Source organism: Desulfoluna sp. HI9BLuna (assembly GCF_056829775.1).
The window spans coordinates 2638039-2660882 of the sequence record NZ_CP186555.1 but is presented as its reverse complement, the minus strand read 5'-3'; the positions used below and the strand labels follow the sequence as shown (position 1 = coordinate 2660882).

Annotated in this window: 18 protein-coding genes; 11 read left to right on the top strand and 7 right to left on the bottom strand. The window is 60.6% G+C overall.

From position 1 onward, the window contains the following. Nucleotides 1–302 precede the first annotated feature (302 nt). Nucleotides 303–2306: an oxidoreductase gene (locus ACOYW0_RS10795; protein ID WP_482418453.1), complete on the top strand. Its 2004-nt coding sequence runs from the start codon at nt 303–305 to the stop codon at nt 2304–2306. 181 nt (nt 2307–2487) lie between these two features. On the opposite strand, the gene ACOYW0_RS10790 is transcribed toward ACOYW0_RS10795, so the two are convergent. Together ACOYW0_RS10790 and ACOYW0_RS10785 are read right to left on the bottom strand one after the other, a co-directional pair. Continuing rightward, entirely contained in the window at nt 2488–2898 is a 411-nt protein-coding gene (locus ACOYW0_RS10790) for a helix-turn-helix domain-containing protein (protein WP_180137950.1), read from the bottom strand. Between the two features lie 477 nt (nt 2899–3375). After that, nucleotides 3376–4563 (bottom strand): MFS transporter, encoded by a 1188-nt coding sequence (locus tag ACOYW0_RS10785; protein WP_482418452.1) that lies wholly within the window; start codon nt 4561–4563, stop codon nt 3376–3378. Between the two features lie 431 nt (nt 4564–4994). Here ACOYW0_RS10785 and lon point away from each other — a divergent pair, with 431 nt between their 5' ends. Together lon and ACOYW0_RS10775 are read left to right on the top strand one after the other, a co-directional pair. Beyond that, nucleotides 4995–7460: an endopeptidase La gene (gene lon / locus ACOYW0_RS10780; protein ID WP_482418451.1), complete on the top strand. Its 2466-nt coding sequence runs from the start codon at nt 4995–4997 to the stop codon at nt 7458–7460. 358 nt (nt 7461–7818) lie between these two features. Continuing rightward, nucleotides 7819–9201 carry a TrkH family potassium uptake protein gene (locus tag ACOYW0_RS10775; RefSeq protein ID WP_482418450.1) on the top strand — a complete coding sequence of 461 codons (1383 nt, stop codon included), beginning with the start codon at nt 7819–7821 and terminating at the stop codon, nt 9199–9201. A gap of 623 nt (nt 9202–9824) precedes the next feature. Here the strand turns inward: ACOYW0_RS10775 and ACOYW0_RS10770 are convergent. Continuing rightward, a complete protein-coding gene (locus ACOYW0_RS10770) occupies nt 9825–11510 on the bottom strand; it encodes a coiled-coil domain-containing protein (protein WP_482418449.1) in 1686 nt (561 codons plus the stop codon). Between the two features lie 399 nt (nt 11511–11909). Here ACOYW0_RS10770 and ACOYW0_RS10765 point away from each other — a divergent pair, with 399 nt between their 5' ends. The 5 genes from ACOYW0_RS10765 to ACOYW0_RS10745 all read left to right on the top strand — a co-directional run bounded on the left by ACOYW0_RS10765 (nt 11910) and on the right by ACOYW0_RS10745 (nt 15567). After that, the gene (locus tag ACOYW0_RS10765; protein ID WP_482418448.1) at nt 11910–13181 is read left to right on the top strand and encodes a class II fructose-bisphosphate aldolase; all 1272 of its coding nucleotides are present in this window, start codon (nt 11910–11912) and stop codon (nt 13179–13181) included. Nucleotides 13182–13336: 155 nt separating this feature from the next. Then, entirely contained in the window at nt 13337–13894 is a 558-nt protein-coding gene (locus ACOYW0_RS10760) for an NUDIX hydrolase (RefSeq protein ID WP_482418447.1), read from the top strand. Between the two features lie 92 nt (nt 13895–13986). After that, the gene (locus ACOYW0_RS10755; RefSeq protein WP_180137938.1) at nt 13987–14442 is read left to right on the top strand and encodes a DVU0524 family FlgM-associated protein; all 456 of its coding nucleotides are present in this window, start codon (nt 13987–13989) and stop codon (nt 14440–14442) included. Further along, nucleotides 14429–14737, top strand: a complete 309-nt coding sequence (gene flgM / locus ACOYW0_RS10750) for a flagellar biosynthesis anti-sigma factor FlgM (RefSeq protein WP_180137936.1) — start codon at nt 14429–14431, stop codon at nt 14735–14737. The genes ACOYW0_RS10755 and flgM overlap by 14 nt, the downstream gene beginning before the upstream one ends. A gap of 347 nt (nt 14738–15084) precedes the next feature. After that, nucleotides 15085–15567, top strand: a complete 483-nt coding sequence (locus tag ACOYW0_RS10745; protein WP_482418446.1) for a hypothetical protein — start codon at nt 15085–15087, stop codon at nt 15565–15567. Between the two features lie 166 nt (nt 15568–15733). On the opposite strand, the gene hisF is transcribed toward ACOYW0_RS10745, so the two are convergent. The 4 genes from hisF to ACOYW0_RS10725 all read right to left on the bottom strand — a co-directional run bounded on the left by hisF (nt 15734) and on the right by ACOYW0_RS10725 (nt 18552). Beyond that, nucleotides 15734–16513, bottom strand: coding sequence for an imidazole glycerol phosphate synthase subunit HisF (gene hisF / locus ACOYW0_RS10740; RefSeq protein ID WP_482418445.1), 780 nt, complete (start codon nt 16511–16513; stop codon nt 15734–15736). Beyond that, the gene (gene hisH, locus ACOYW0_RS10735; RefSeq protein ID WP_482418444.1) at nt 16507–17136 is read right to left on the bottom strand and encodes an imidazole glycerol phosphate synthase subunit HisH; all 630 of its coding nucleotides are present in this window, start codon (nt 17134–17136) and stop codon (nt 16507–16509) included. The genes hisF and hisH overlap by 7 nt, the downstream gene beginning before the upstream one ends. Before the next feature lie 18 nt (nt 17137–17154). Further along, on the bottom strand, nt 17155–17943 hold the full coding sequence (gene mazG / locus ACOYW0_RS10730; protein WP_482418443.1) for a nucleoside triphosphate pyrophosphohydrolase: 789 nt from the start codon (nt 17941–17943) through the stop codon (nt 17155–17157). Nucleotides 17944–18024: 81 nt separating this feature from the next. Then, a complete protein-coding gene (locus tag ACOYW0_RS10725; RefSeq protein WP_482418442.1) occupies nt 18025–18552 on the bottom strand; it encodes a CvpA family protein in 528 nt (175 codons plus the stop codon). Nucleotides 18553–18953: 401 nt separating this feature from the next. On the opposite strand from ACOYW0_RS10725, the gene ACOYW0_RS10720 reads away from it, so the two are divergent. The 3 genes from ACOYW0_RS10720 to ybeY are packed head-to-tail and all read left to right on the top strand — an operon-like array spanning nt 18954 to nt 22754. After that, entirely contained in the window at nt 18954–19952 is a 999-nt protein-coding gene (locus ACOYW0_RS10720) for a PhoH family protein (RefSeq protein WP_482418441.1), read from the top strand. A gap of 17 nt (nt 19953–19969) precedes the next feature. Further along, entirely contained in the window at nt 19970–22399 is a 2430-nt protein-coding gene (locus ACOYW0_RS10715) for an HD family phosphohydrolase (protein ID WP_482418440.1), read from the top strand. Next, entirely contained in the window at nt 22386–22754 is a 369-nt protein-coding gene (ybeY, locus tag ACOYW0_RS10710) for an rRNA maturation RNase YbeY (protein ID WP_482418439.1), read from the top strand. Before ACOYW0_RS10715 ends, ybeY begins: the two co-directional genes overlap by 14 nt. The last annotated feature ends 90 nt before the right edge of the window (nt 22755–22844 follow it).

Below are 22844 nucleotides of genomic sequence, written 5' to 3'. Positions count from 1 at the left end.
TTGACAGGTCACATGGGAAGCAAATACTTTGTACACAAACCATGTAGGGGCGTGTTCTGTTTCTGAAAATCCGCGGTTGATCGCTTGATGTTCCTGTAACGGGTGGAATCAACCGGGTTTTTTGGGTGTGGTCCAGGGCGGCGCCTCTCCGGTGGGCCGTCGTGGGGGCTTATAGTTCGTATACGAATAATGGGCGGCCGCATCTGCACCGGGCACCGTGCCGAGGTGAGGCCCGGTGCTCCATGAACCGAAAAGACCTGTTTGGCGCTGAGGATGACGCCCGACCTAAGTAAGGGGGACCCATGAGAGATCCGATATATGAACCGATTCGCATCAACGGGCTGGAGCTGAAGAACCGCATCTGCCTTCCGGCCATGCACCTGGGCATGTGCGAGGATTTTCTGGTGAGCGATCGCCTGGTGGCATTTTATGCGGAGCGGGCCAAGGGTGGGGCAGGCCTCATCGTGGTGGGAAACGCCACCGTGGACGAGCGATCCGGAAACTCCCTGTACATCGGTGCGCATTCGGATGCCCACCTTCCCGGCCTTACCCGGCTGGCCGCGGCCATCAACGGCAACGGGGCCTGCTCTGCCGTGCAGCTCAACCACGCCGGGCGGTACAGCCACTCCCTGCTCATGGGGGGCAGGAGCCCGGTGGCCCCGTCGGCCATTGCCTCCCGCATGACCGGCGAGGTGCCCGAAGCCCTGACCCCGGAGGGGATCCGCGCGGTGATTAACGCCTTTGCCGACGCAGCGGCCCGCGTGAAACAGGCGGGGTTCAATGCGGTGGAGGTCCTGGCCGGAACCGGGTACCTCATCAGCGAGTTCCTCTCGCCCCTGACCAACACCCGGGACGATGCCTACGGGGGCTCCCCGGAGAATCGCATGCGCCTGGGCCTGGAGATTGTTGCGGCCATCCGCGGGCGGGTGGGGGACGATTTTCCTGTGATGGTACGCCTGGACAACAACGACTTCATGGAAGGGGGCACCCCCCGGGAGGAGCTGGAGTCCTTTGCCGTGAAGCTGGTGGCGGCGGGTGCCGATGCTCTGTGCGTCAAGGGGGGCTGGCACGAGGCCAGGGTGCCCCAGCTTACCCCCAATGTGCCCCGGGGCATGTACGGCTACCTTGCCCGCAACGTGAAAGAGAAGGTGGGGGTGCCCGTCATCGCCAGCCACCGCATCAACGACCCGGCCGTTGCCCGGGAACTCATCGACGAGGGATGCTGCGACATGGTGGCCATGGGCCGGAGCCTCATTGCCGACCCGGACCTCCCTGAAAAGGCCCGTACCGGCCGGGAAGATGAGATCCTCCACTGCATTGCCTGCGCACAGGGCTGCTTTGACAACCTGTTCAAGCTCAAGCACGTGGAGTGCCTCTGCAACCCCCGGGCTGGTCACGAGTGGGAAACCCCTCCCCTCAAGGCGGCCGAGCCCCGGCACGTCATGGTCATCGGCGGGGGCGCCGCCGGGATGAGTGCGGCCCTTTCGGCCCATGCAAAGGGCCACGTGGTGACCCTCTATGAAAAGGGCGCGCGTCTGGGCGGGCAGCTGCACCTGGCTGCGGCACCTCCGGGAAGGCGCGAGTTTCTGACCCTGGCCGAGGACCTGGCCAACCAGCTGGCGGCCACGGACATCCGCCTGATGCTGAATACCGCGGTGGATGAGGCCCTCATCGATGCGGAAAAACCGGACCATGTCATCCTGGCCACCGGGGCAGAGCCGTTGACACCCCCCATCCCCGGGGTGGGCAGTCCCCAGGTGGTGCAGGCCTGGGATGTCCTGGCCGGAAGGGCCCGTACCGGGAAACAGGTGGTGATTGTGGGCGGGGGGGCCGTGGGAGTGGAGACGGCCCTTTTCCTGGCGGAGAAGGGGACGCTTTCGGCCGAGGCCCTGAAGTGCCTGCTGGTTAACGGCGGGGAGTCTCCGGAGACCTTGAGGGACCTGGCCTCCCGAGGCTCCAAGAAGGTGGTGCTCATCGAGATGGAAGGCAGCGTGGGACGGGACATTGGAAAAAGCACGCGGTGGGGGATGCTCCAGGAGATGAGACGAAGCCGTGTTGCCGTCCGTACCGGCACCCGGGCCCTTGCCATCACCGATGAGGGGGGTCGCGTTCAGTGCGGGGAAGAGATTCGCGTCCTGGCTGCAGACACCGTGGTCCTGGCCTCGGGGGCTGTTCCGGTAAATCCCTTTGAATGGGTGGTGAAAGCAAAGGGAATCCCCTGTGTCGTCGTGGGGGATGCCGGGGGCATCGCACTGGCCTTTGACGCTGTGCATGAGGGGTTTGCCGCGGGTCGGGCCGTGGACTGATGCGTTTGGGACGGGTTGCTGCCGTCTAAATGGGCCCGACCCCAATTTCTTTGGTGTCGTGTCGGAGCCCATTGAATATCATCGTGGCGGCCGTTTGGTGTCGGTCCGGGGCGGGTGTCCCGGGCCGAGTGCTTGTGTGTGCAAAAGGGTCCCGCCCCTGAGACGGGCGGGCCAAGGCGCTTTAGGCGACCCTGTTGTATTTTCCCGAGCGGAAGAGTTCCAGCAGATGGATGTAATATTCCCTGGGGACCCGGTGGTTGCGGAGCCGCTCGCAGAAGAGATCCTCCATCTCCGATTTGGTGACCCGCAGGTCGTCGTCGGTATAGAGGTCCAGGAGGGCTTCAAGTTCTTCCTTTTCGGGTACGCCGCGCATCAGGGTGTAAGGCGAGATGCCCAGGGCTTCCGCAATTTCAGCGATGCGATTGATGGAGACACCCACGTGGCCGTTTTCCAGCTTGGCCACATACGAGCGAGAGGTGCCGATCACCTCAGAAAAGTCCTTCTGGTCATGGCCTTCCAGTTTTCGCCAGAATTGCATGGCTTTGCCGATGGACTTTACAACCTGCTTACCTTTGCCTGAGTCATGTTCCATGGTGTTTTATCCCCCTTGGTGAGTAAAAAATCAAGAACGTCCGCCATAATTTTCCACTCGTATGAAAATCTGGGTAAAAAACGGATATAAAAAAATATTTTTCCCATTTCAATAGTGAAATTATTGTTTTTTCTTTGACCCGTGGTCAGCAATCGACCCTGCCTGCATATACTTACTGTCATCGTGCCCATTTAGGACGAGTTGCCGGAGGGGGATCGGAACGATGTTTTTTTTACCACCCGGGCAGTTTTCGAGTAAAAAAGGTCGGGCAAGGAGCATTTTGTGAGTGATGGTACCTCAGGGCTGTTGCTGGGTGCTTGAAAGGCGTGTTTTTATTCCCTCTCTGTGCCCTTTAGGGGTGCGTGGCGGGCTGTGGTTTGTCTCCAATCTATACCGGAATGGTGGGGTAAAAGAGCCCGTAAATCTCTGGGAAAAAGGGTCTGAAAGGTAGACATTTCCCGGGCCGTTGTGGGCGGGTCAGGGGCGCGGGGACCGGGAGGCGACCAGAAAGAGCAGGGCCGCGGCACCCAGGGAGATGCCGGCGCTCATGAGAAAGAGGCCGGCCCCGTATCGGTCGTAGAGCCAGCCGTTGACCAGAAAGCCTGCCATGAGCCCCAGACCGTATGAGACGGCGTTGTTGGCCACCTGGGCCACGGTGCGGTTGCCGGGGGTGGAGAGGCGGTCCGTGTAGAGGATACAGGCAATGTGAAACAGGGCGTAGGTTGCGGCATGGAGAAGCTGGGACAGGAGAATGGCCGCCGGAGAGGTGAAGGCAAAGAGCACCACCCACCGGAGGGCCGCCAGGAGACAGGCAATCCAGAGGGCTCGGTGGATAGGAAGGTGCTTGAAAATCCGGGACGAACCCGTCATGACGGCCAGCTCTGCAAGGGTGGCCAGGGCCCAGGCCAGGCCGATGAATCCCGGGCCGTACCCCGTCTGTTCCAGGTGAATGGAGAAGAACCCGTAATAGGTGCCGTGCCCGGCCAGCATGAGGAAGTTGGCCAGGAGGAACCCCAGGGTCCTGCGGTTGAAGAGGCTCCTTATCTCCGAGGCACCGGCGGGCCTCAGGGGGGAGAGGTCCCTGGGCACGGCTGGGGTGCAGAGGGCCAGCATCAGGGAGGCCAGGAGGATGAGGGGCGGCACAAGGCGGGTGGAGCCGATCTCCATGACCTTGCCCATAACCATGACCACCCCGATAAAGCTCAAAGACCCCCAGGCCCGGATGCGTCCGTAGGCGTTGGGGTCTGCGCCGGGGCGGTTCAGGGCTTCCATGGTGAAGGCTTCCAGAAAGGGGATGACCGGGCCGAAGAAGAGGGCATAGACCACGGTGACGCCCAGCATGGGCAGAAAGGTGTCGGTGAAGAGGTAGCCCCCGAAGGCAAGGGCGCTGAGAAAGCTGGTGAGGATGAAAACGGGCCGCCTCAGGGCAAGGCGGTCGGCCAGGGCCCCCCAGAGGATGGAGAAGAGGACCATGACCACGGTGCGGGTGGAGTTGATGGCCCCGATTTCAAAGCCGGACAGGCCGATGTTGTGGCAGAAGAGGTTGAAGAAGGGCAGGAAGATGCCCATCATGCCGAAGTAGAGGAAATAGTGGGCCGACAGAACGACCGAAGGGGGGCGGGCTCCCGATGGGATTGTGCTTATGTTGCGAGGGGTTGGGCCCATCTTTCCTTTACATCAATCCTGGGAACGTGGTATTTATTGATAACCCGGCGATTTAATCCAACCCAAAGGTTTTGTTTTGGTTCCATGAGCACCGCAGGTCGAAGTGCGTCCTGTCGTCACCTCAATGGTTGCCGGATTGATTGCAAGCGGTACCCGTGGCGAGCTGGCTTGAAACCCTGGGGCTGAAGCCCTTTCAGGCGGTCGCTTTCTACGCTGCCGTGTCCCGGCGTTTCCGCCGGCAACTCCCTTAAAACCGGATCACGCGTTTCTTATCTTCATTCTCTTCTTCCTTGTCGAGCGTTATAGCACACCCACCTGACAATGCACACCACACGCCATGTAAAATCCTCCCCCGTAACGGTTTGATTTCCCGGGGTGGGTCACACAACCCGCAGGGTGCTTTTCCCCTGTTCTTGATTTTGGAGGCGACCATGTCCATAAATGAACTCTCCAGCGGGACCCTGGCACCTGAAGAGATCCCGGAAGAGCTCTCGATTCTCCCCGTCTATGATGTGTCCCTTTTTCCCAAGATGGTGCTGCCGCTTCAGGCCACGGAAGGGGCTGCTTCGGATCTGGTGGAAGACGCCATGCAGGGAAGCCGGATCATCGGGCTGCTCTTGTCCAAGAAAAAGAGCCCCGAAGGGCGCCACATCCCCTCGGAACTCCACCAGGTGGGAACGGTGGCCATGATCCTTAAGATGGCCAAAGAGGACGACGGCAAGATCCAGATGATGGTCCAGGGAATGGGGCGGTTCGGGACCCGTGACTACGTTCAGGAGCGGCCCTTTCTCCGCGCCGGTGTGGAGTTGATCCACGACATGCGCATGGACGAGAAAGAGGCCGGAGCCATGGCGGCCAACCTGCTGACCCAGTACCAGAAGGTGGTTAAGCTCACCCCGGCCCTGCCCCAGGAGCTGGGGGAGATGGCCCGTTCCATTCCCGACCCCGGCACCCTGGCGGACATGATCACCTCCACCATCAACGTCGGGCTTGAGGAGAAGCAGGCGGTGCTGGAGCTCTCCCGGGTCCGGGATCGCTTGAAAAAAGTGACGGAGCTGGTGAACTACCAGCTGGAGATCCTGGAGATCGGCACCCGAATCCAGACCCAGGTCAAGGAGGACATGAGCAACAAGCAGAAGGAGTTCTATCTCCGACAGCAGATCAAGGCCATGCAGGAGGAGCTGGGGGAAGAGGGCGAAAACGCGGCCGAGGTGTCCGAATACCGGGCCCGCATCGATGCGGCCAACATGCCCGAGGAAGCGAAAAAGGAGGCGGAGCGAGAGCTCTCTCGCCTGGCGCGCATGCACCCCTCGTCGTCGGAGTACACCGTGGCCATCACCTACCTTGAGTGGGCCACCTCCCTGCCGTGGCAGGAGGAGACTGTGGACAACCTGGACATCGTGCGGGCGAAAAAGGTGCTGGACGATGACCATTTCGGGCTCAGCAAGCCCAAGAAGCGCATCATAGAGTATCTGGCCGTCCGCAAGCTCACCCAGGCCTCCAAGGGGCCTATTCTCTGCCTTGCCGGGCCTCCGGGCACGGGAAAGACCTCCCTGGGACGCTCCGTGGCCCGGGCCATGGGCCGGGAGTTCATCCGCATCGCCGTGGGCGGGGTCCGGGACGAGGCCGAGATCCGGGGGCACCGGCGGACTTACGTGGGGGCGCTGCCCGGGCGGATCATCCAGGGGCTCCGGCGCGTGGGGTCCCGCAACCCCGTGGTGGTTCTGGATGAGGTGGACAAGATCGGCAACAGCTTCCAGGGAGACCCCTCATCGGCCCTTCTGGAGGTGCTGGATCCCGAACAGAACCACACCTTCACCGATCACTACCTCGACGTACCCTTTGACCTCTCCCACGTGATGTTCATCACCACGGCCAACGTGCTCCATACCATTCCCCCTGCCCTTCTTGACCGCATGGAGGTTCTGGAGCTGCCCGGCTACACCGACGATGAGAAGGTAAAGATCGCCAACCGCTACCTGATTCCCAAGCAGCGTCGGGCCCACGGTCTTTCCGCCGGGAATTTTTCCATGACCAAAGGGGCCGTGAAAAAGATCATCTCCGGGTACACCCGGGAGGCGGGCCTTCGGAATCTGGAGCGGGAAGTGGCCGGGGTGTGCAGGGGAGCCGCCACCCTCATTGCCCAGGAGGAGGCCGAGAAGGTGGCCGTCAACGTGGTCACCGTGCCCAAGTTCCTGGGCCCGGAAAAGTTCAGTCACGACGTCAACGACCGCATCAGCGTACCCGGCGTGGTCATGGGCCTGGCCTGGACCCCTGCAGGCGGCGAGATCCTCTACATCGAGGTGACGGCCATGAAGGGGAACAAGGGCCTGAACCTCACCGGTCAGATGGGCAGCGTCATGAAAGAGTCGGTGAGCACCGCCCTCTCCTTTGTGCGGAGCAACAGCAGGGGCCTGGGCATCGACGACGAGATCTTCAAGGGCATCGATCTGCATGTCCATGTGCCCGCAGGGGCCATTCCCAAGGACGGCCCCTCGGCCGGGGTGGCCATGATGACGGCCCTGGTTTCCCTTCTCATCAACCGGGTGGTGAGAAAGAACCTGGCCATGACCGGGGAGATCACCTTAAGGGGCAAGGTGCTGCCCGTGGGCGGGGTCAAGGAGAAGGTGCTGGCCGCCCATCGCGTGGGGGTCAAGACCGTGATCCTGCCGCGCCAGAACGAAAAGGACCTGGCCGAGCTGCCCAAAAAGGTGGTGAAGGCCCTGACCATCCACCTGGTCTCCGACATGGTGGAGGTCCTGGAACTCTCCATCGACCGCCGCACCGCAGGGGAGCGGCGGGCCGCCCAGAAACGGGTCTCCCAGGACCGGCGCTATGCCGAAGGAGACCGCCGCCGACCGGCCATGGCAACGCCCATGCGCGGGAAAAAGAGCTGAAGCCCAGGGGCGGGCATGCACCTTCGCCTTCGTTAACCGACCCGCCGGAGTCAGTTTGGTTAAAGCGGATACTCAACGGGTTACGATAGCGAGTCCTGGCCCTTAAAGGCTTGTGGGACAGCTCGGACAAACCACCAGCTTATGAATCGGGCAAAGCCCGAGCCGAAGGCGCTTGCGCATTTTCCTGAGGAACGAAGGAAAATGCGCAAGCGCAATGAGCTTTCGAGGTGGCTCCACCTCGCCGCCGGAGGCTCTTTTTTGTTTTTTTCTGACTCCTCATTGACCATAGAAGGCCATCTGAATAGGAACAGAACGTCACCAATTGCCATGATTTCCGCACTCTGGTACATAAGGTGCCATGAAATCTCTTGCCCCCACATGGCGTGCGGTGATTCGCGCTCAATCCCCGGCCCGTCGCCTCATCCTATCCTTTATGTCCATGATCGCCATCGGCGCGTTGCTGCTGATGCTCCCCGCCTCGTCCCGCACGGGGTCCCTCTCCTTTGTGGATGCCCTTTTTACCGCCACCTCAGCCGGGTGTGTCACCGGCCTTTCGGTGCTGGATGTGGCCTCAACCCTGACCCTCTTCGGCCAGGGCGTGCTTCTGGCACTGATCCAGCTGGGGGGCCTGGGCATCATGACCATCTCCACCCTGTTGATCCTGGGCGCCCGGGGACGGGTGGGCTTTGCCGGAAACCTCATTATTCAGGACAGCTTCACCCACAGCGGGAAAAAGAGCCCCGCCGATATCCTGCGGGCCGTGATCCGGGTGACCGTCATCATTGAGCTTCTGGGGGCGCTTTTTCTCTTTATCCGGTTTTATCCGGTCTCCCCCACCGCAGCCCGTGCCTTGTGGCTCTCGGTGTTCCACAGCGTCAGCGCCTTTTGCAACGCCGGGTTTGCCCTCTATCCGGACAGCCTCACCCGGTTTCGGGGGGATCTCCTTGTCAACGGCACCATTTCCTTTCTGATCATCGCAGGGGGCCTGGGCTTTCTGGCCGTTTCAGAGCTCCAGGGGCGGCTGCGCCCCGGGCGCTGGCGTTGGGAGCGGCTCAGCCTCCATACCCGCCTTGTGGTCACGGCCTCGGCCATCCTCCTCCTTGCAGGGACCCTGGTCACCCTGCTCCTGGAGTGGCGCAACACCCTGGCCGCGTTGCCCATGCATGAAAAATTCCTGGCCGCCTTTTTTCAGTCTGTGACCCTTCGCACCGCAGGCTTCAACACCCTTGATTTCGGATCCATGGCCAACGGCACCCTCTTTTTGTCGCTAATCTTCATGTTCATCGGCGCCTCGCCGGGGTCCTGCGGCGGCGGGGTCAAGACCACCACCGCAGCCACCCTCTTTCTCATGGGCCGGAGCCGTCTCAAAGGGGCGGCCCACGTCTCTGCCTTTTCCCGGACCATCCCCGCCAAAAGCGTGGAAAAAGCCACCCACCTCATGATGATGTCCGTTGCCGTGGTGATCCTCGGTACCCTGGTGCTCCTCTCCAGCGAGATGGGGAGCCTTGCCCACACCCAAAGCCGCGGCCGCTTCCTCGAACTCCTCTTTGAGAGCGTCAGCGCCTTCGGCACCGTGGGGCTCTCCATGGGCGTCACCCCCACCCTTTCCACCCCGGGCCGCCTCTGCGTCACCCTCCTTATGTTTGTCGGCCGCCTCGGCCCCATGGCCATTGCCGTGGCCGTCAGCCGCGACATCGCTCCCCCCCACCGCTGGGCCGAAGAGGACATCATGATCGGATAAGGGGAAGGCATGAGGTAAACCCTCTATGGTTGGTGGCCCGAAAAACCATGCCTCCGGCGGCGAGGTGGAGCCACCTCGAAAGCTGATTGCGCGTGCACATTTTCCTTCGTTCCTCAGAAAAATGTGCACGCGCCTTCGGCTCGGGCTTCGCCCGATACATAAGTTGGTGGTTTATGCAAACTATCCCACAAGCCTTGGAGGGCCAGGATGCGTTACCGTAATCCGTTGATGATCAGCTTTAGCAGGCCAGCCTCCGGCCGATAGGGAGGCACCCCCTGGACCCCAGGGGCGCAAATGCCCGGGTGTCCCCTTTTGATGCATTTGGCTCGTGTAAAGCAATACGCAAAATCCATCAGCGTTTATGGCGGGCATAGCTCGCAGGGAACGATTCTGGTTTTTTTCTGGGGAGCGAAGCGAATTCGAATTGTCCTTCATCGTGTTTCCAGAAGAGTGAAACGGACTCAACGATTTACATGATTGGGTTTTAACCATGAATACCCCACGCCGCTGACTACGGGCCAAGCCCGTCAGCAAATGTGACGTCCCTGAGGAACGAAGGGGCGGAGCATTTGCGAACCTGGGGTGCAGGGGATGTATCCCCTGCCCGCCGGAGGCACGCTTTTTTAGCTTTTCCCCTGCACCATCTGGACGGCCATGCGGTGGGTGGGGAGGTCCCAGGCCATGGAAGCGGCGGTTTCCAGGCAGTGTTGTTCCAGGGCCATGGCGATGAGGGGGTGGTCTTCGGCGCAGGAGCCGGGGAAGTCGGCGAGGACGGAGAGCTCCAGGAAGGAGGGGAGGGTGCGTCGGTATTGCACGGAAAGGTCCTCGGGGATCCAGCGGGTTTCGGCGAAGCGTGTGGTGAGGCTTTTTTCAAGGGCGGCAGGGATGGTGGTGGCGGCTTCGGTGCGGTGGCGCGGATCCAGTCGGAAGCGGGCCTCCAGGCGGAACCCCTGGGAGAGGTTGGTGGGGGCCAGGGACAGGAATTCCGCCGGGGTGATCCGGCGAATGGCTCCGCCCAAAAGGCGCAGGTTCACCACATCGGGGCTCTGCACCGTCACCTTGGCGTGGGTGGTGTCGGACAGGAGCACCCAGTCTCCGCTCAGGGTTGGGAACCAGGGCTCGTCCGGGTGCCAGGGGCGGGAGCGCAGGTCAAAGAGGTCTTTCAGGGGCAGGCGCAGTCGGCCGCCCTGGAGGGCCTGGTTTTCCAGCTCCGAGTAGAGGTTGATGCTGGTGACTTTGTACGGTACCCCCTGGTAAATGAGGCGCTCTCCCTCGCGCACCGCCCCTAAGTTAAGGAGCATGCGAACCTGGCCCCACACTTTGGGGATGGCCTCCTTGGAGGTCCAGACCAGGCCGAACACAAGGATCAGCAGGATGGAGAGCAGGACCCAGTCGCTCACCAGGTAGAGGGAGCCCATGGTGAAGAGGAGGGCAACGGTGACAGTGACGATCATGTAGCTTAAGTCAAAGATACGGGCGTAGACGGTCTGTGCCTTGCCGTAGAGTCGGCTGTGTTTTTCGATGACGGACCTGAACTTGCCCATGGCAAAGAGGGTGCCGAAGAGGACGGCCAGGGCCATGAGGAGGTTGCGGCCCCGGCTTTTGAAGAAGAGGCGGGTCACATCCTGGAAAGACCCGGACAGGGTCCGTTTGGTGGCCTCCTTCTCCTCCAGCTTCAGCTCGGCCAGGCCCTTTAAGGAGATCAGCTCCTGTTCGCGGTGTCGCCACTTGGAGGCCAGGGTGTCCAGCTCCAGGGCCAGGGCCGGGGAGAGGTCGGGTTTGGCCTGCAGGTCGGTGATATTCTTCATGGCTGTGGCAATGCGGGAGAGCTCCTCGTCATAGCCCTCCAGGGTGCTGCGTAGCCCCTGGATTTCCCGGGGACGGGACGTCATGTGCTTGATTTCCATGATCAGAGGGGCTAAAAGCTCTTTGAGTTCCGTGTTCCACTCAAAGGAACTGGCCCCGCCTGCCTGGGCCGTGGCTGATTTTTCCACACCGGTTGCCAGCTGTTCAAATCCCTCTTCCAGGGCGGTGAGTCGGGCGCTGAGACGGGTGATACGTGTTCGGTAGCGCTCCTCCTTGCCCAGGGCTTCCGGGCTGGAGAGGGCGCTTTGGGCCTCTGCCACCTCCCGTTTGACCTGGTCCATGGTGGTGAGGAGCCGCGTGAGCTGATCGACTTTGCGGTCGGGGCTCTCTGCGGGTGCCGACACCGGAACGTCGGCCCGTACAGGGGGGGCTGAAAAGAGACTGAACCCTGCCAGGAGAAGGGCAAGGGCTGATACGACGAGACGTGGAACGGCGCGTGTCATGGGGACTCCCTGGGAAAGAGGATGAAAGAAGAATCAGGGGCGGATTGGGGGCGCCCGGGCATCCATGTACCCGAAACCATGTATGCCATTGTACCCCTCAAAGTCAAGAAACGCTATTCCTGAGATACCTCACTGAAATCGTGAAAAAAACACGGGTTGACAATTGGGCCTTCCGCTGTTTTTTTCTTTACAATTGCTTTACAATAATAAAATATATTTTGGATTGTAAAAAGTTAGATTGTCAGACTGCAGCCGCCCCGGGCGGGGCAAAGGCTGCGTTTACAGTTCCGACGGCAAGGCAAGGCCAGGAAGGATCGCAGTATCGGCTTTTTACATGTTTTTCAACCGCGACAAAGGGGCCCTGTCGGTCCCTAATATACAAGGAGAAAAAGAGAGACCATGTCTGACTTTGATCGCGCACTCAAAATCGGTCGTCCCCCCACAGTAGAAAAACTTTTTCCCAACTCCAAGGCTCTGCTCGTGAGTGGTCGGTACATCGACCGCGCCATGCGAAAGAAGGGCGGGGCCATGACCATTGCGGCCAACGGGCGCAGCCACCTTGTGATTCGCGGCGTTCTGGCCGCGGCCCAGCGTGCCGATGCCGCCATCATCATCGAGATTGCCAAGTCCGAAGGCGGGGCCAACGCCTATTGCCCCACCAGCCTCTGGAACATGGCACGCCAGGTGGATGCGGTGATGAACGAGCTGGGGGTCACCGTGCCCGTGGCCATCCACACCGACCACTACGCCATTAAGACCCAGGCCGACCTCGAGGCGGGCAAGGTGGAGATCCCCTCCATCTTTGACGCCGGGGTCACCTCCATCGCCATCGACGCGTCCCATCAGCCCGATGACGAGAACCTGTTGGCCAACATCGCCATCAACCCCTACATCCCCGAGTGGGCCGGTCTGGAGACCGAGGTGGGTGAGATCAAAGGCACCGAGGGACTCTCCTCACCGGAGGAGGCCCTGTTCCTCATCCAGGGGCTCAACGCCCATGACATCCATGCGGACTGGATCGCCCTGAACAACGGCACCACCCACGGCATTGAGGCCAGCGGCTCCGGCATCAACGTGGAGCTGACCGAAGAGATCCACAAGGCCCTGGAGCCCTACAAGGTCTCCGGTGCCCAGCACGGCACCAGCGGCAACGACTCCGACCGCCTGCGCGCCATCGCCGAAAAGACCGCCACCACCAAGGCCAACGTGGCCACGGCCCTTCAGCTCCTCTCCTGGGGCATGGAGGTCAACGAGTTCGGCAACGCGGTGATGGATGATAACGGGGACCTCATCAAGATCAAGGGCGAAGGCCTCGGCGAAGAGCTCTGGGCAGAGATGAAGGCCTATGCCGATGAAAAGGGCATCAAGGGCAGCAACTTCAAGAAGCTGAACCTCCCCTTTGAGAACAAGATCCTCGGCCAGGCCCGTGAGATCCGTGAGCGCATGACCAAGCGTGTGGAAGAGTTCACCTACACCCTGCTCACCGAGGTTTTCAACGCCGGCGGTACCGGTTCCCTGTGTGTCCAGGACATCCTGGAGACAGGCTCTTACAACCCCGGTCCCAAGGCCGAGGTGGTGGAGGACAAGGCAGAGTGGACCGAAGAGAAGATCCGCGCCAAGGCCGCACTGATCTGCTCGGACAAAGGGCCGGAAGGTGACTTTGACGAGTAGCAGGCGGCAACGGATCCCATGATCCGAGTCCTGGGGACGCGTTGGTCTGCGGTTTGTTCCGCGGCCTTCGGTTTTGTCCCTTCAGTCTGCTGAAAGCGTTTCAGGCGGCCCGATGTGTGATCGGGCCGCCTTTTTCTTTGTTTTTGGGAGGGCCCATGGCACCTGATGCAATGCACTCCGCGTGCAGCAATCCAAAAGAGTCTGTGACCACGTCTCGACAGAAGACCCATTGCCCCTTTTGCGGGGGGATCCTTTCCAGGCGATTTGTGGAGGGGCGGGATCGCCTCTACTGCGAGGCCTGCGCCACCCCTTTGTATGAAAATCCGGTTCCGGCCTCCTGTGTGGTGGTGGTGGATGACAAGGAGCGACTGCTCCTCATCAAGCGCAACGTGCCTCCCAAGGTGGGGATGTGGTGCCTTCCCGGAGGTTTTATGGAGCTGGGGGAGTCCCCGGAAGAAGCTGCCGTGCGGGAGCTCCGTGAGGAGGCCGGCATCGACGGCCGCATCCAGAGCCTGCTGGGGGTGACCACCAACCCCAACCCAGATTACGGCACCGTTCTGCTCATGGGGTACCTGATTCGGTCCTGGACCGGCGTGCCCGTTGCAGGGGATGACGCGGACGACGCCTGCTTCTTTCCCCTGGACGACTTGCCGGAGGTCGCCTTCCGCAGCCATCGGCATTTTATCCGGAACTATCTTCTGACCCGCAACTGACGGGCTCCACGGCTTCCCTGTTAATTTTGTTTGTTTTTTTCCTTAATGTCTGGGCAATTTTTGCCGATGCCAAGACTAAGGAGAAAGATGTCATGCATGTACCGTCATACCAGATAAACAATGTTTTAAAGACTTACAGCAAGCAGGTGAGCCAGAATAAGGCATTGAATCGTCAGAAAGATCTCGGTCTTGACAATGCACCGACCCATGATAAGATTACCTTATCGGCGGAAGGGAAGCGGAAGGCCGTTATCGACAAAGTGGCTTCTGACATCATCAATCGCCTGACCACCACCGGCGCATCCGGTGACAAGGACGTGGAGGCGGCCGCCCAGGTCTGGAAAGAGAAGGGCGGGGAGTCCGAGCTCGAACGCAAGAAAAACGGGCGGTTTGTGTACAATTACATCGGTGAAAACGATGAAAAGACAACCAGCACACTCACCGTCGGCAACAACGGTCCCCAGGGACAGAGGATCCGCTCCCTGATGGACCATTACAGACGCGAGGACGGAAACCCCGACCCGGAGGAGAGACATGAAAATCTCTGAATCAAATGCCAATTACGGCAGGCAGCTCTACATGCGAGAGGTGTCGGAAGCCAACCCTGCAAAGCAGGGGACGCAGGCCGGTAAGGGTCCAGAGCGTGCTGCGCAGGACAGGGTCACCCTCTCCAGGGATTCCCGTGACATGCAGATCGCCCGTGACGCCATGATGAACACCCCGGACATCCGCACCGAAAAGGTGGAGGAGCTCAGGAACGAGGTGAAGGAGGGGCGCTACGCCGTGCCCGCAGACAAGGTGGCCGACAAGATCATCGCCTCGGCCATCAACGAGTACGTCTGACCGGACACCGGGGTACCGTGACCCCGGCCGACTCTTTATTACAGACAGCCCGATGGCACCGGTGGGAAAAATTTTCCCCTACACCGGTGCCTTTTTTTATCCAAAGGGCGGCACAAGCCCCGTCAATGGCGGGCTTTGACGAAAAACAGCCAGAAAACTCCATCTGTGGCACACCTTTTGAATAGATTTGAGGGTGGCAGGCTTTGCTTCGTACCGTGGGGCAAGGCGTACAGATAATCCGTCGGATCGCGTGGCGGGCGTGTTTAACCGGAACCGAGAAAGAGGGGCCGAAAACGCGCGCACGGGGGTGAGGCCCCGGTCAACCGATCCCACCACAGGAGTCCACCATGAAACTCAATTCCATCAACCCCATGGGGCCCGCGGGAACCGCGAAACCCGCAGCAGGCGCCGCCACGTCCCGGGAAGGGGCCGCCTCCTTTGATCAGGTGTTGAACCAGGCGTCCCGGGAACAGGCCGGCCCCTCCGAGGGGACTGCAACCAAGGCCCCGGGAGCTGCTTCCGCCGCCGCTCCCCTGGGCGAGATCCGTGCGGTGATGCCCCCTGTTATCCCCGCAGCAGGCCCGTCACCCACGGCCGAGCGCACCGCCGCCCTGTTGAATCTTCTGGAAGACTATTCCCAGAAGATGGAGTCCCCGGATGTGCCCCTGAAAGAGGTGGCGTCCCTGGTGGGGGAGATGGGGTCCCTGGCCACGGAGCTTGCCGCTTCCTTAAGCGATGAGCCCGACCCCAAGGTGCGGGAGCTGGCCGAGCAGAGCGCGGCCCTGGCCGGTATCGAAGCCGTGAAGTTCAGGCGCGGTGATTATGTCTGATCCCTTTAAGGGCGTTCATTCCAGGCCTTGATGATGAAGGCCGCTGAGATTTTACACAAGGCGCGGGTGTCCGCAGCGACACGTACAAAAAAAGGCCGAAAACGATTTGAAAAAGATCGTTTTCGGCCTTTTTGTTTTTTATGGGGAGACTGTGGCGAGCCGGTTGTTACCAGCGGTGCCTGACCTTGACCCCGGCGTCATGGAGGTAATCCTTGATGCCCGGGACCGTGTAGTCGCCGTAGTGGACCATGGAGGCGATGAGGGCGGCGTCTGCCTTGCCGTCGGTCAGCACCTCCCGGAGGTGTTCGGGCTCTCCGGCGCCCCCCGAGGCGATGACGGGGATGTCCACGGTTTCGGAGATGAGGCGGGTGAGGTTTACCTCGTAGCCGGTCTTCATGCCGTCGGCGTCGATGGAGTTGAGGCAGATCTCGCCGGCTCCCAGCTCCTGGGCCTTGAGAGCCCACTGCACCGCGTCCATGCCCATGTGCTTTCTGCCGCCGTTGATGACGATCTCGTAGCCCGAGGGGATGGCTTCGCTTACTTCCACCTGCTTGACGTCCATGCCCAGGACCACGCACTGGTTGCCGAAGGCCTCGGCACCCTGGCGGATAATCTCAGGGTTTTTGACGGCTGCGGAGTTGACGCTCACCTTTTCCGCACCTGCAAGGAGCACGGCACGCATGTCTTCCACCGTGCGGATGCCCCCACCCACGGAAAAGGGGATGAAGATGGTCTCGGCCACGCGGCGGACCACGTCGATCATGATGTTGCGTTTTTCATGGGAGGCGGTGATGTCGTAGAAGACGATTTCGTCGGCGCCCTGCTCGTAGTAGAGCTTGGCCATCTCCACCGGGTCCCCGATGTCCACGTTGTTCTTGAATTTGATGCCTTTGGTGGTGCGCCCTTCGCGCACGTCCAGGCATGGGATGATGCGCCTGCTTAACATGGTTGCCACCTGCAGAAGTTGTCTAAGATTTTAAGGCCGGCCTTGCCGCTTTTTTCCGGGTGAAACTGGGATGAGACCAGGTTCTTGTGGCCCAGCATCACGGGAAAGGTAACCCCGTAGGTGCACTCGGCCAGGGCATGGGTCCGGTCCGCGGGCTCTGGGTAGTAGCTGTGGACAAAGTAGAACTCGTCCTCCTCGGTGATCCCCTCCAGGATGGGGTGGTCCGCCACGGGGCGGATGCGGTTCCAGCCCATGTGGGGGATCTTCAGCCGGGAGCCGTCGGTGTCGTTCATCTTTGCGGGGAAGGCTTCCACCTCCCCGCCGAGGAGGCCGAGGCAGGGGGTGTCGTGCTCACGGCTGTGGGAGAGGATGATCTGGGTGCCGAGGCAGATGCCCATAAAAGGGCGGCCCGATGCGTAGACCTCGTGGATGACGGTGTCCAGGCCGGTGCGCTTCAGGCTTGCCATGGCGCTGCCCGCCTGGCCCACGCCGGGGAAGATGACCCGTTCGGCCTCTCGGATGGTCCGGGCGTCACCGGTCACCACACAGTCGCGCCCCAGGGACCGAACGGCCCGCTCGACGCTGGTGAGGTTGCCGGCTTCGTAGTCGATGATGGCTATCATGGTGTGTCACATCTCCAGTTACGTGTTGGGGGCATCGTCTGCCCCATCGTTGATCTCTTTGGCGCGCTCCCACATGGCGTCCACAGAAGAGGAGCTGCTTCGGTCCGGTCGCTGTCCCTCTTTGGCCAGGAGTTGCTCCATGAGGCGGTAGCGTTTTTCAAACTTGGCCACCGAGGAGGCCAGAGCTGCGTCGGCGTCGATACCGGCAAAGCGGGCCACGTTGATCAGGGTGAAGAGCAGGTCGCCGAACTCTAAGGAGGCGGCCTTTTTGTCCCCCGAGGCCAGGGCCTCGTTGAACTCGGTCCACTCCTCGTCCACCTTGTCCATGACCCCGTCCATGTCGTCCCAGTCAAACCCGGCCTCGGCCGTGACCTTGGAGACGTCCCGGGCCCTCATGAGGGGCGGGGTGCCCGAGGTGACCGTGTCCAGGAGGGAGGCGGGGGCCTCGGCCTTCTCCTCCTCCTTGACCCTGGCCCAGTGGGTCTTCACCTCATCCACGGTGTCGGCACTCTCTTCCCCGAAGACGTGGGGGTGGCGCCGGATCATTTTGCGCTGGTTGGCCTTGACCACTTCGGGAAACGAGAGCCCGTGGGCCTCTTCCAGCAGGTGGATGAGAAAGACCATCTGAAACCAGGTGTCTCCAAGCTCATCGGCCATTTCACCGATGTCCCCGCCGTGGATCGCTTCCTGAAGCTCGTAGCTCTCTTCAATGAGGTACCGGACCATGGAAACGGGGGTCTGTTTACGATCCCAGGGGCAGCCGTTGTCGGCCCTGAGGCGTTGGATGAGTTTTCGTGTGTCGTTCACAAGGGTGACCTTTTAATAAAAAAGGCCCTGCACAGGGCAGGGCTGATTTTTTCGGGGGTGGGGACGGGTCGGCCGGTGGCGCTATAACCGCTTTTCCCAAATCTTTCTTGCATCTTCGATTTTGGAGGTGAACTCCTGGCGAAGGTCCTTGGACGCAAAGCCGGAGAGGGCCTCCGAGACGATGGTGATGTAGGGCGCTGTTTTGGACTGTCGGATCAGGGGGGCGCCCTTGTCGAGGAAGGTGGCAAAGACCATGAGGACTACGGCGGAGATCAAGACGCCCTTGACCAGGCCGAAGCCTGCCCCGCAGAGACGGTCCACCCAGCCCAGGAACACCACCTTGAGGAGGTACTTGACGAGGATGCCCAGGGCGGAGACAGCGGCAAAGACGGCGCCGAAGATGACAAGAAAGCTGATGATGTTGAGCCAGGCCGCAGAGTCGATGAACCGGCTGAGCTGGTCGGCCAGCAGGGGGTAGTAGTTGTAGGCGGCGAAAAAGCCGCCGAAGACCCCGATGATAGCGGAAGCTTCCTTGACGATTCCCCGAAAGGCGCCCCGGATCAGGCAGAAGGCGATTACGATGCAAAAGGTGATATCCAGTGGGTTCATCAGCGGGCCTCCATGGTGAGATGCGCCTGGTAAAACGGTAAGGTGAAAGCGTCGAATGCCACGGCACGGTGCGGCCTTCGCACCGATCAATCTGCTTGCTTAGCAGAAGCTGCGGCGGGGAGTCAAGGCATTTTTCCTTGGGTTAAAGGGGGTTACGTTTCAGTTTGCATTCGGCAAATCATGTGTGCTAAGAATGCATACATGTCAAAATGACTTTCACTCTCAGGCAGATACCCCCGAAATGGTGACCCTGAGGGGCACCGGGCGGCTGTACCGTTCCGGTTTTCTGACGTTACCACCGTTTTTGATTTTCCCTGCTGAAATCGGGTCAGGCAACATATAAGGGAACGCCCGGCTTTGTTTCATGTTGTGACAGGGCAGGGCATCGCGAAGGCTCATACATGGAAGAAAATTTGGAGAACAGCACCAGCGAGTTGTCGTTTTCAAACAACGCGCACGTCATACAGCTGTTCGGTGAGAAGAACCGTCACCTCACCAAGATCGCAGACGCCCTGGCCATCACCATCCATGCCCGGGGCAACAAGGTGACCCTTCAGGGGGATGCCGTGGCCCGCAAGCTGGCCGTCACCCTGCTGAACCAGCTTTATTCCCTCGTCAAAGAGGGGCTGCCCCTCTACCCCAGCGACATCGATCACGCCATTAAGGCGGTGAGCGGTGACCCCGAGGTGAACCTGAAGTCCATCTTCATGGACACGGTGTTCACCACCGCCACGAAACGCCCCATCACACCCAAGAGCCCCCATCAGAAAGCGTACATCGATGCCATCAGGGAGCACGACATTGTCTTCGGCATCGGCCCGGCAGGGACAGGAAAGACCTATCTGGCCATGGCCATGGCCGTCGCCGCCCTGACCAGTGGCCAGGTGAACCGCATTATCCTCACGCGTCCGGCCGTGGAGGCCGGGGAGTCTTTGGGGTTTCTGCCCGGTGACCTGGCCGAGAAGGTGGACCCCTACCTTCGCCCCCTGTACGATGCCCTGCACGACATGCTGCGTTACGAAAAGGTGACGGAACTCATGGAGCAGGGAGCCATTGAAGTGGCCCCCCTGGCCTTTATGCGGGGGCGGACCCTGAACAACGCCTTTATCATTCTGGATGAGGCCCAGAACACCACCTCCGAGCAGATGAAGATGTTTTTGACCCGCATCGGGTTCAACTCCAAAGCGGTCATCACCGGTGACGTGACCCAGGTGGACCTTCCCAACGGAAAGGTGCCTGGATTGAAAGAGGCCCGCGGTATCCTTAAGGGAATCCGCGGGATCTCGTTTGTGGAATTCACCAAGGACGACGTGGTGCGCCACAAGCTGGTGATGAAGATTATCTCGGCCTACGAGAAGAACGACCTTTCCAAGCGTCGACGCGCGGAACAGGCACTTTAAGAGGCGTACGATACAAGATGAATCTTCGACCTGAGAAGCGACTTCCCTTTCGGGAGTCGGTCCGTGCATATTTTGTGACCAGCGGCCATGTGCTCTGGATCCTGCTGGGGCTGATCACCCTGTTTTTTACCCTGATCATCTATCCCAACCTCTCCGTGACCAAGTTCTCCTACAGCGTGGGAGACATCGCAGAAAAGAACATCAAGGCCCCCCGTGACTTTCTGATCCAGGACGACGCCGCCACCGAGGCGAGCCGGAAGCTGGCCATCCGCTCGGTCCTGCCCGTGTACGACAACAACACGGAGGTGGTGGGCCGCCAGGTGGCCAATGTCCGGAGCGCCTTTTCCGAGTTTCGGACCATCCTGACCCAGCCGCCGGTTCCCCCGCCTCCCCAGCCCACGGTGGAGCCCGGCAAAGAGTCCACGGCTGCGGCCACGCCCCTGGACGAGGTGTGGCTGAGAAAGCAGGAGTTTGAGGACAAGATGGGCATTGAGGTGAGCCGGGGCGCTTTCCAGGTCCTTGAGACCCACCTCTTTTCCAAGACCATTGAGGACCTCATCTGCCGCATCTACACCGAGATCATGACCAACGGGGTGGTGGCCAACAAGGAACTCCTGCTTCGCCAGGTGGACAGGGGCATTACCCTGCGCACCGTGGACGGCAAGGAAGAGTCCGTGGCCAAGAACCTCAAGGCCTACTACGGCCTGGAGCAGGCCCAGACCATGGTGCGCATCGTGGCCGATCCTCTGTTCAAAAAAGAGGCCGCGGATGTGGACTACACGGCCCTGAACCTCATCGTGGATTTCACCCAGCGCATGCTGCAGCCCAACATCACCTTGAACGGCAGCGAGACCGAAAGCCGTGCCAGGCGTGCCGCCGAAGAGGTGAAGCCGGTCCTTTTCAAGGTCAAGGTGGGGGAGATGATCCTGCGTGAAGGGGAGCGGGTCACCGAGCTTCAATTGGCAAAACTCCAGGAACTCCAGCATCAGACCCGGAACCGCCACCTGTTCTCCAGAAGCATCGGCGCGGCCATGGTGACGGCTTTTTTCCTCATGATCGCCTTTCTGGTCCACTACCGGCCGAAAAACGAGGGCATCGAAGACCGCAACAAGAACATGTTCTTTCTGGCCACGGTGCTTGTCACCTTTCTGCTGGTGGCCAAGATCTCCCTGTCCGTTCCCGGTGTCATCGGGGCGTCGGTGGAGTTCGATATCCATGAGATCTCGGTCTATTTCGGCATGCCCGTGGCTGCCGGGGCCATGGCGGTCTGCCTTTTCATGGGCATGGAGGCGGCCCTCTTCTTCTCCATTGTCTTTGCCGCCCTGGTGACCCTGGTGTTTGCCAACCAGTTTCCCATGTTTATCTACATCTTCCTGAGCTCGGCCATGGCCGCCTTCTGGCTGAAAAACTGCCGGGAACGCAAGGTGTTCATCAAGGCCGGTGCCAAGCTGGGGCTCCTCAACGTGGTCCTGGCCACCGGGGTGGTGACCTACACCAGCGACATCTCCCTGGAGATCTACCTGTGGAGCGCCCTGTTCGCCTTTACTGGCGGGATCGCCTCGGGCATCGTCACCGCAGGCATTGCGCCCCTTCTGGAGATGCTCTTCGACTACACCACGGACATCAAGCTCCTGGAGCTGGCCAACCTGGACCAGCCCATCTTGAGGCGGCTCATGATCGAGGCCCCGGGCACCTACAACCATAGCGTCATCGTGGGGACCCTGGCCGATGCCGTGGCTTCGGAGATCGGGGCAAACCCCCTTTTGGCGAGGGTTTGCGGCTACTATCATGACATCGGCAAGATCGAGAAGGCCCAGTACTTCATCGAAAACCAGAGCGACGGGAAGAACCGCCACGACAAGCTGGCCCCCTCCATGAGCGCCCTGATCCTTACGGGACACGTCAAGGCCGGTATTGAGATCGCCAAGCAGTACCGCCTGGGCAAGCCCATCATGGACACCATCCAGCAGCACCACGGCACCAGCATCATCGAGTTCTTCTATGAAAAGGCGAAAGCCCAGAAAGAGGACTCCGAAGAGACGGTGAACCCCGACGACTTCCGGTACCCCGGGCCCAAGCCCCAGACCGTGGAGGCCGCCATCGTCATGATGGCCGACGTGCTGGAAGCGGCAACCCGCTCCCTGGACAACCCCACCCCGGCCCGTATCCAGGGCCTGGTGCAGAACCTTATCAACAAGATTTTCGCCTCGGGCCAGCTCGACTATTGTGAGATCACCTTGAAAGACCTCCATATCATGGCCAAGCGATTCAACGTGGTGCTCAGCGGCATCAACCACCACCGCATCAAATACCCCGAAAAATCGGGCAACGGACAGAAGGCAAAAAATGGAGATTCAAATCGACAATCGGCAGGAGACGCACCCGGTCCCGCAGAGCGCGATCCTGGAGAAGGGGAAGGTCATCTTAAACGCCTTGGCATTAAGTGACCGGGAGCTCTCCCTCTCCTTTGTGGATGATGAGGAGATGCGCGAGATCAACGGCCAGTACCGGGGAAAAGACGCCACCACCAATGTCCTCTCCTTTGCCATGGACGACGGCGACTCCTCCTTTGTCTCCCCCCTTCTGGGGGATGTCATCATCTCCTGCGACACCGCAGCCCGTGAGGCGGACGATCGGGGCGTGACCCTTGATCAGCGCTACAGCCAGCTCCTGGTCCACGGCATCCTCCATCTGGCCGGGTACGACCATGAGCTGGGGGAGGAAGAGGAGGCCGCCATGGCCGAAAAGAGCGTGGAACTCCTCGGCCTCATCGAACCCGGGGCCGGGCTGGACTATTTTTGATTCGCAAGACTCCTCAACGATATGTAAGGGCTCCAATCCGGAGCCCTTTTTTTATGGGGCGTGGCAAGGCAGGGAACCTGTTGTCATCAA

Coding starts and splice junctions, on each gene's coding strand:
- ACOYW0_RS10795 (WP_482418453.1), top strand. CDS start 303: ATGAGAGATCCGATATATGAACCGATTCGCATCAACGGGCTGGAGCTG.
- ACOYW0_RS10790 (WP_180137950.1), bottom strand. CDS start 2,898: ATGGAACATGACTCAGGCAAAGGTAAGCAGGTTGTAAAGTCCATCGGC.
- ACOYW0_RS10785 (WP_482418452.1), bottom strand. CDS start 4,563: ATGGGCCCAACCCCTCGCAACATAAGCACAATCCCATCGGGAGCCCGC.
- lon (WP_482418451.1), top strand. CDS start 4,995: ATGTCCATAAATGAACTCTCCAGCGGGACCCTGGCACCTGAAGAGATC.
- ACOYW0_RS10775 (WP_482418450.1), top strand. CDS start 7,819: ATGAAATCTCTTGCCCCCACATGGCGTGCGGTGATTCGCGCTCAATCC.
- ACOYW0_RS10770 (WP_482418449.1), bottom strand. CDS start 11,510: ATGACACGCGCCGTTCCACGTCTCGTCGTATCAGCCCTTGCCCTTCTC.
- ACOYW0_RS10765 (WP_482418448.1), top strand. CDS start 11,910: ATGTCTGACTTTGATCGCGCACTCAAAATCGGTCGTCCCCCCACAGTA.
- ACOYW0_RS10760 (WP_482418447.1), top strand. CDS start 13,337: ATGGCACCTGATGCAATGCACTCCGCGTGCAGCAATCCAAAAGAGTCT.
- ACOYW0_RS10755 (WP_180137938.1), top strand. CDS start 13,987: ATGCATGTACCGTCATACCAGATAAACAATGTTTTAAAGACTTACAGC.
- flgM (WP_180137936.1), top strand. CDS start 14,429: ATGAAAATCTCTGAATCAAATGCCAATTACGGCAGGCAGCTCTACATG.
- ACOYW0_RS10745 (WP_482418446.1), top strand. CDS start 15,085: ATGAAACTCAATTCCATCAACCCCATGGGGCCCGCGGGAACCGCGAAA.
- hisF (WP_482418445.1), bottom strand. CDS start 16,513: ATGTTAAGCAGGCGCATCATCCCATGCCTGGACGTGCGCGAAGGGCGC.
- hisH (WP_482418444.1), bottom strand. CDS start 17,136: ATGATAGCCATCATCGACTACGAAGCCGGCAACCTCACCAGCGTCGAG.
- ACOYW0_RS10725 (WP_482418442.1), bottom strand. CDS start 18,552: ATGAACCCACTGGATATCACCTTTTGCATCGTAATCGCCTTCTGCCTG.
- ACOYW0_RS10720 (WP_482418441.1), top strand. CDS start 18,954: ATGGAAGAAAATTTGGAGAACAGCACCAGCGAGTTGTCGTTTTCAAAC.
- ACOYW0_RS10715 (WP_482418440.1), top strand. CDS start 19,970: ATGAATCTTCGACCTGAGAAGCGACTTCCCTTTCGGGAGTCGGTCCGT.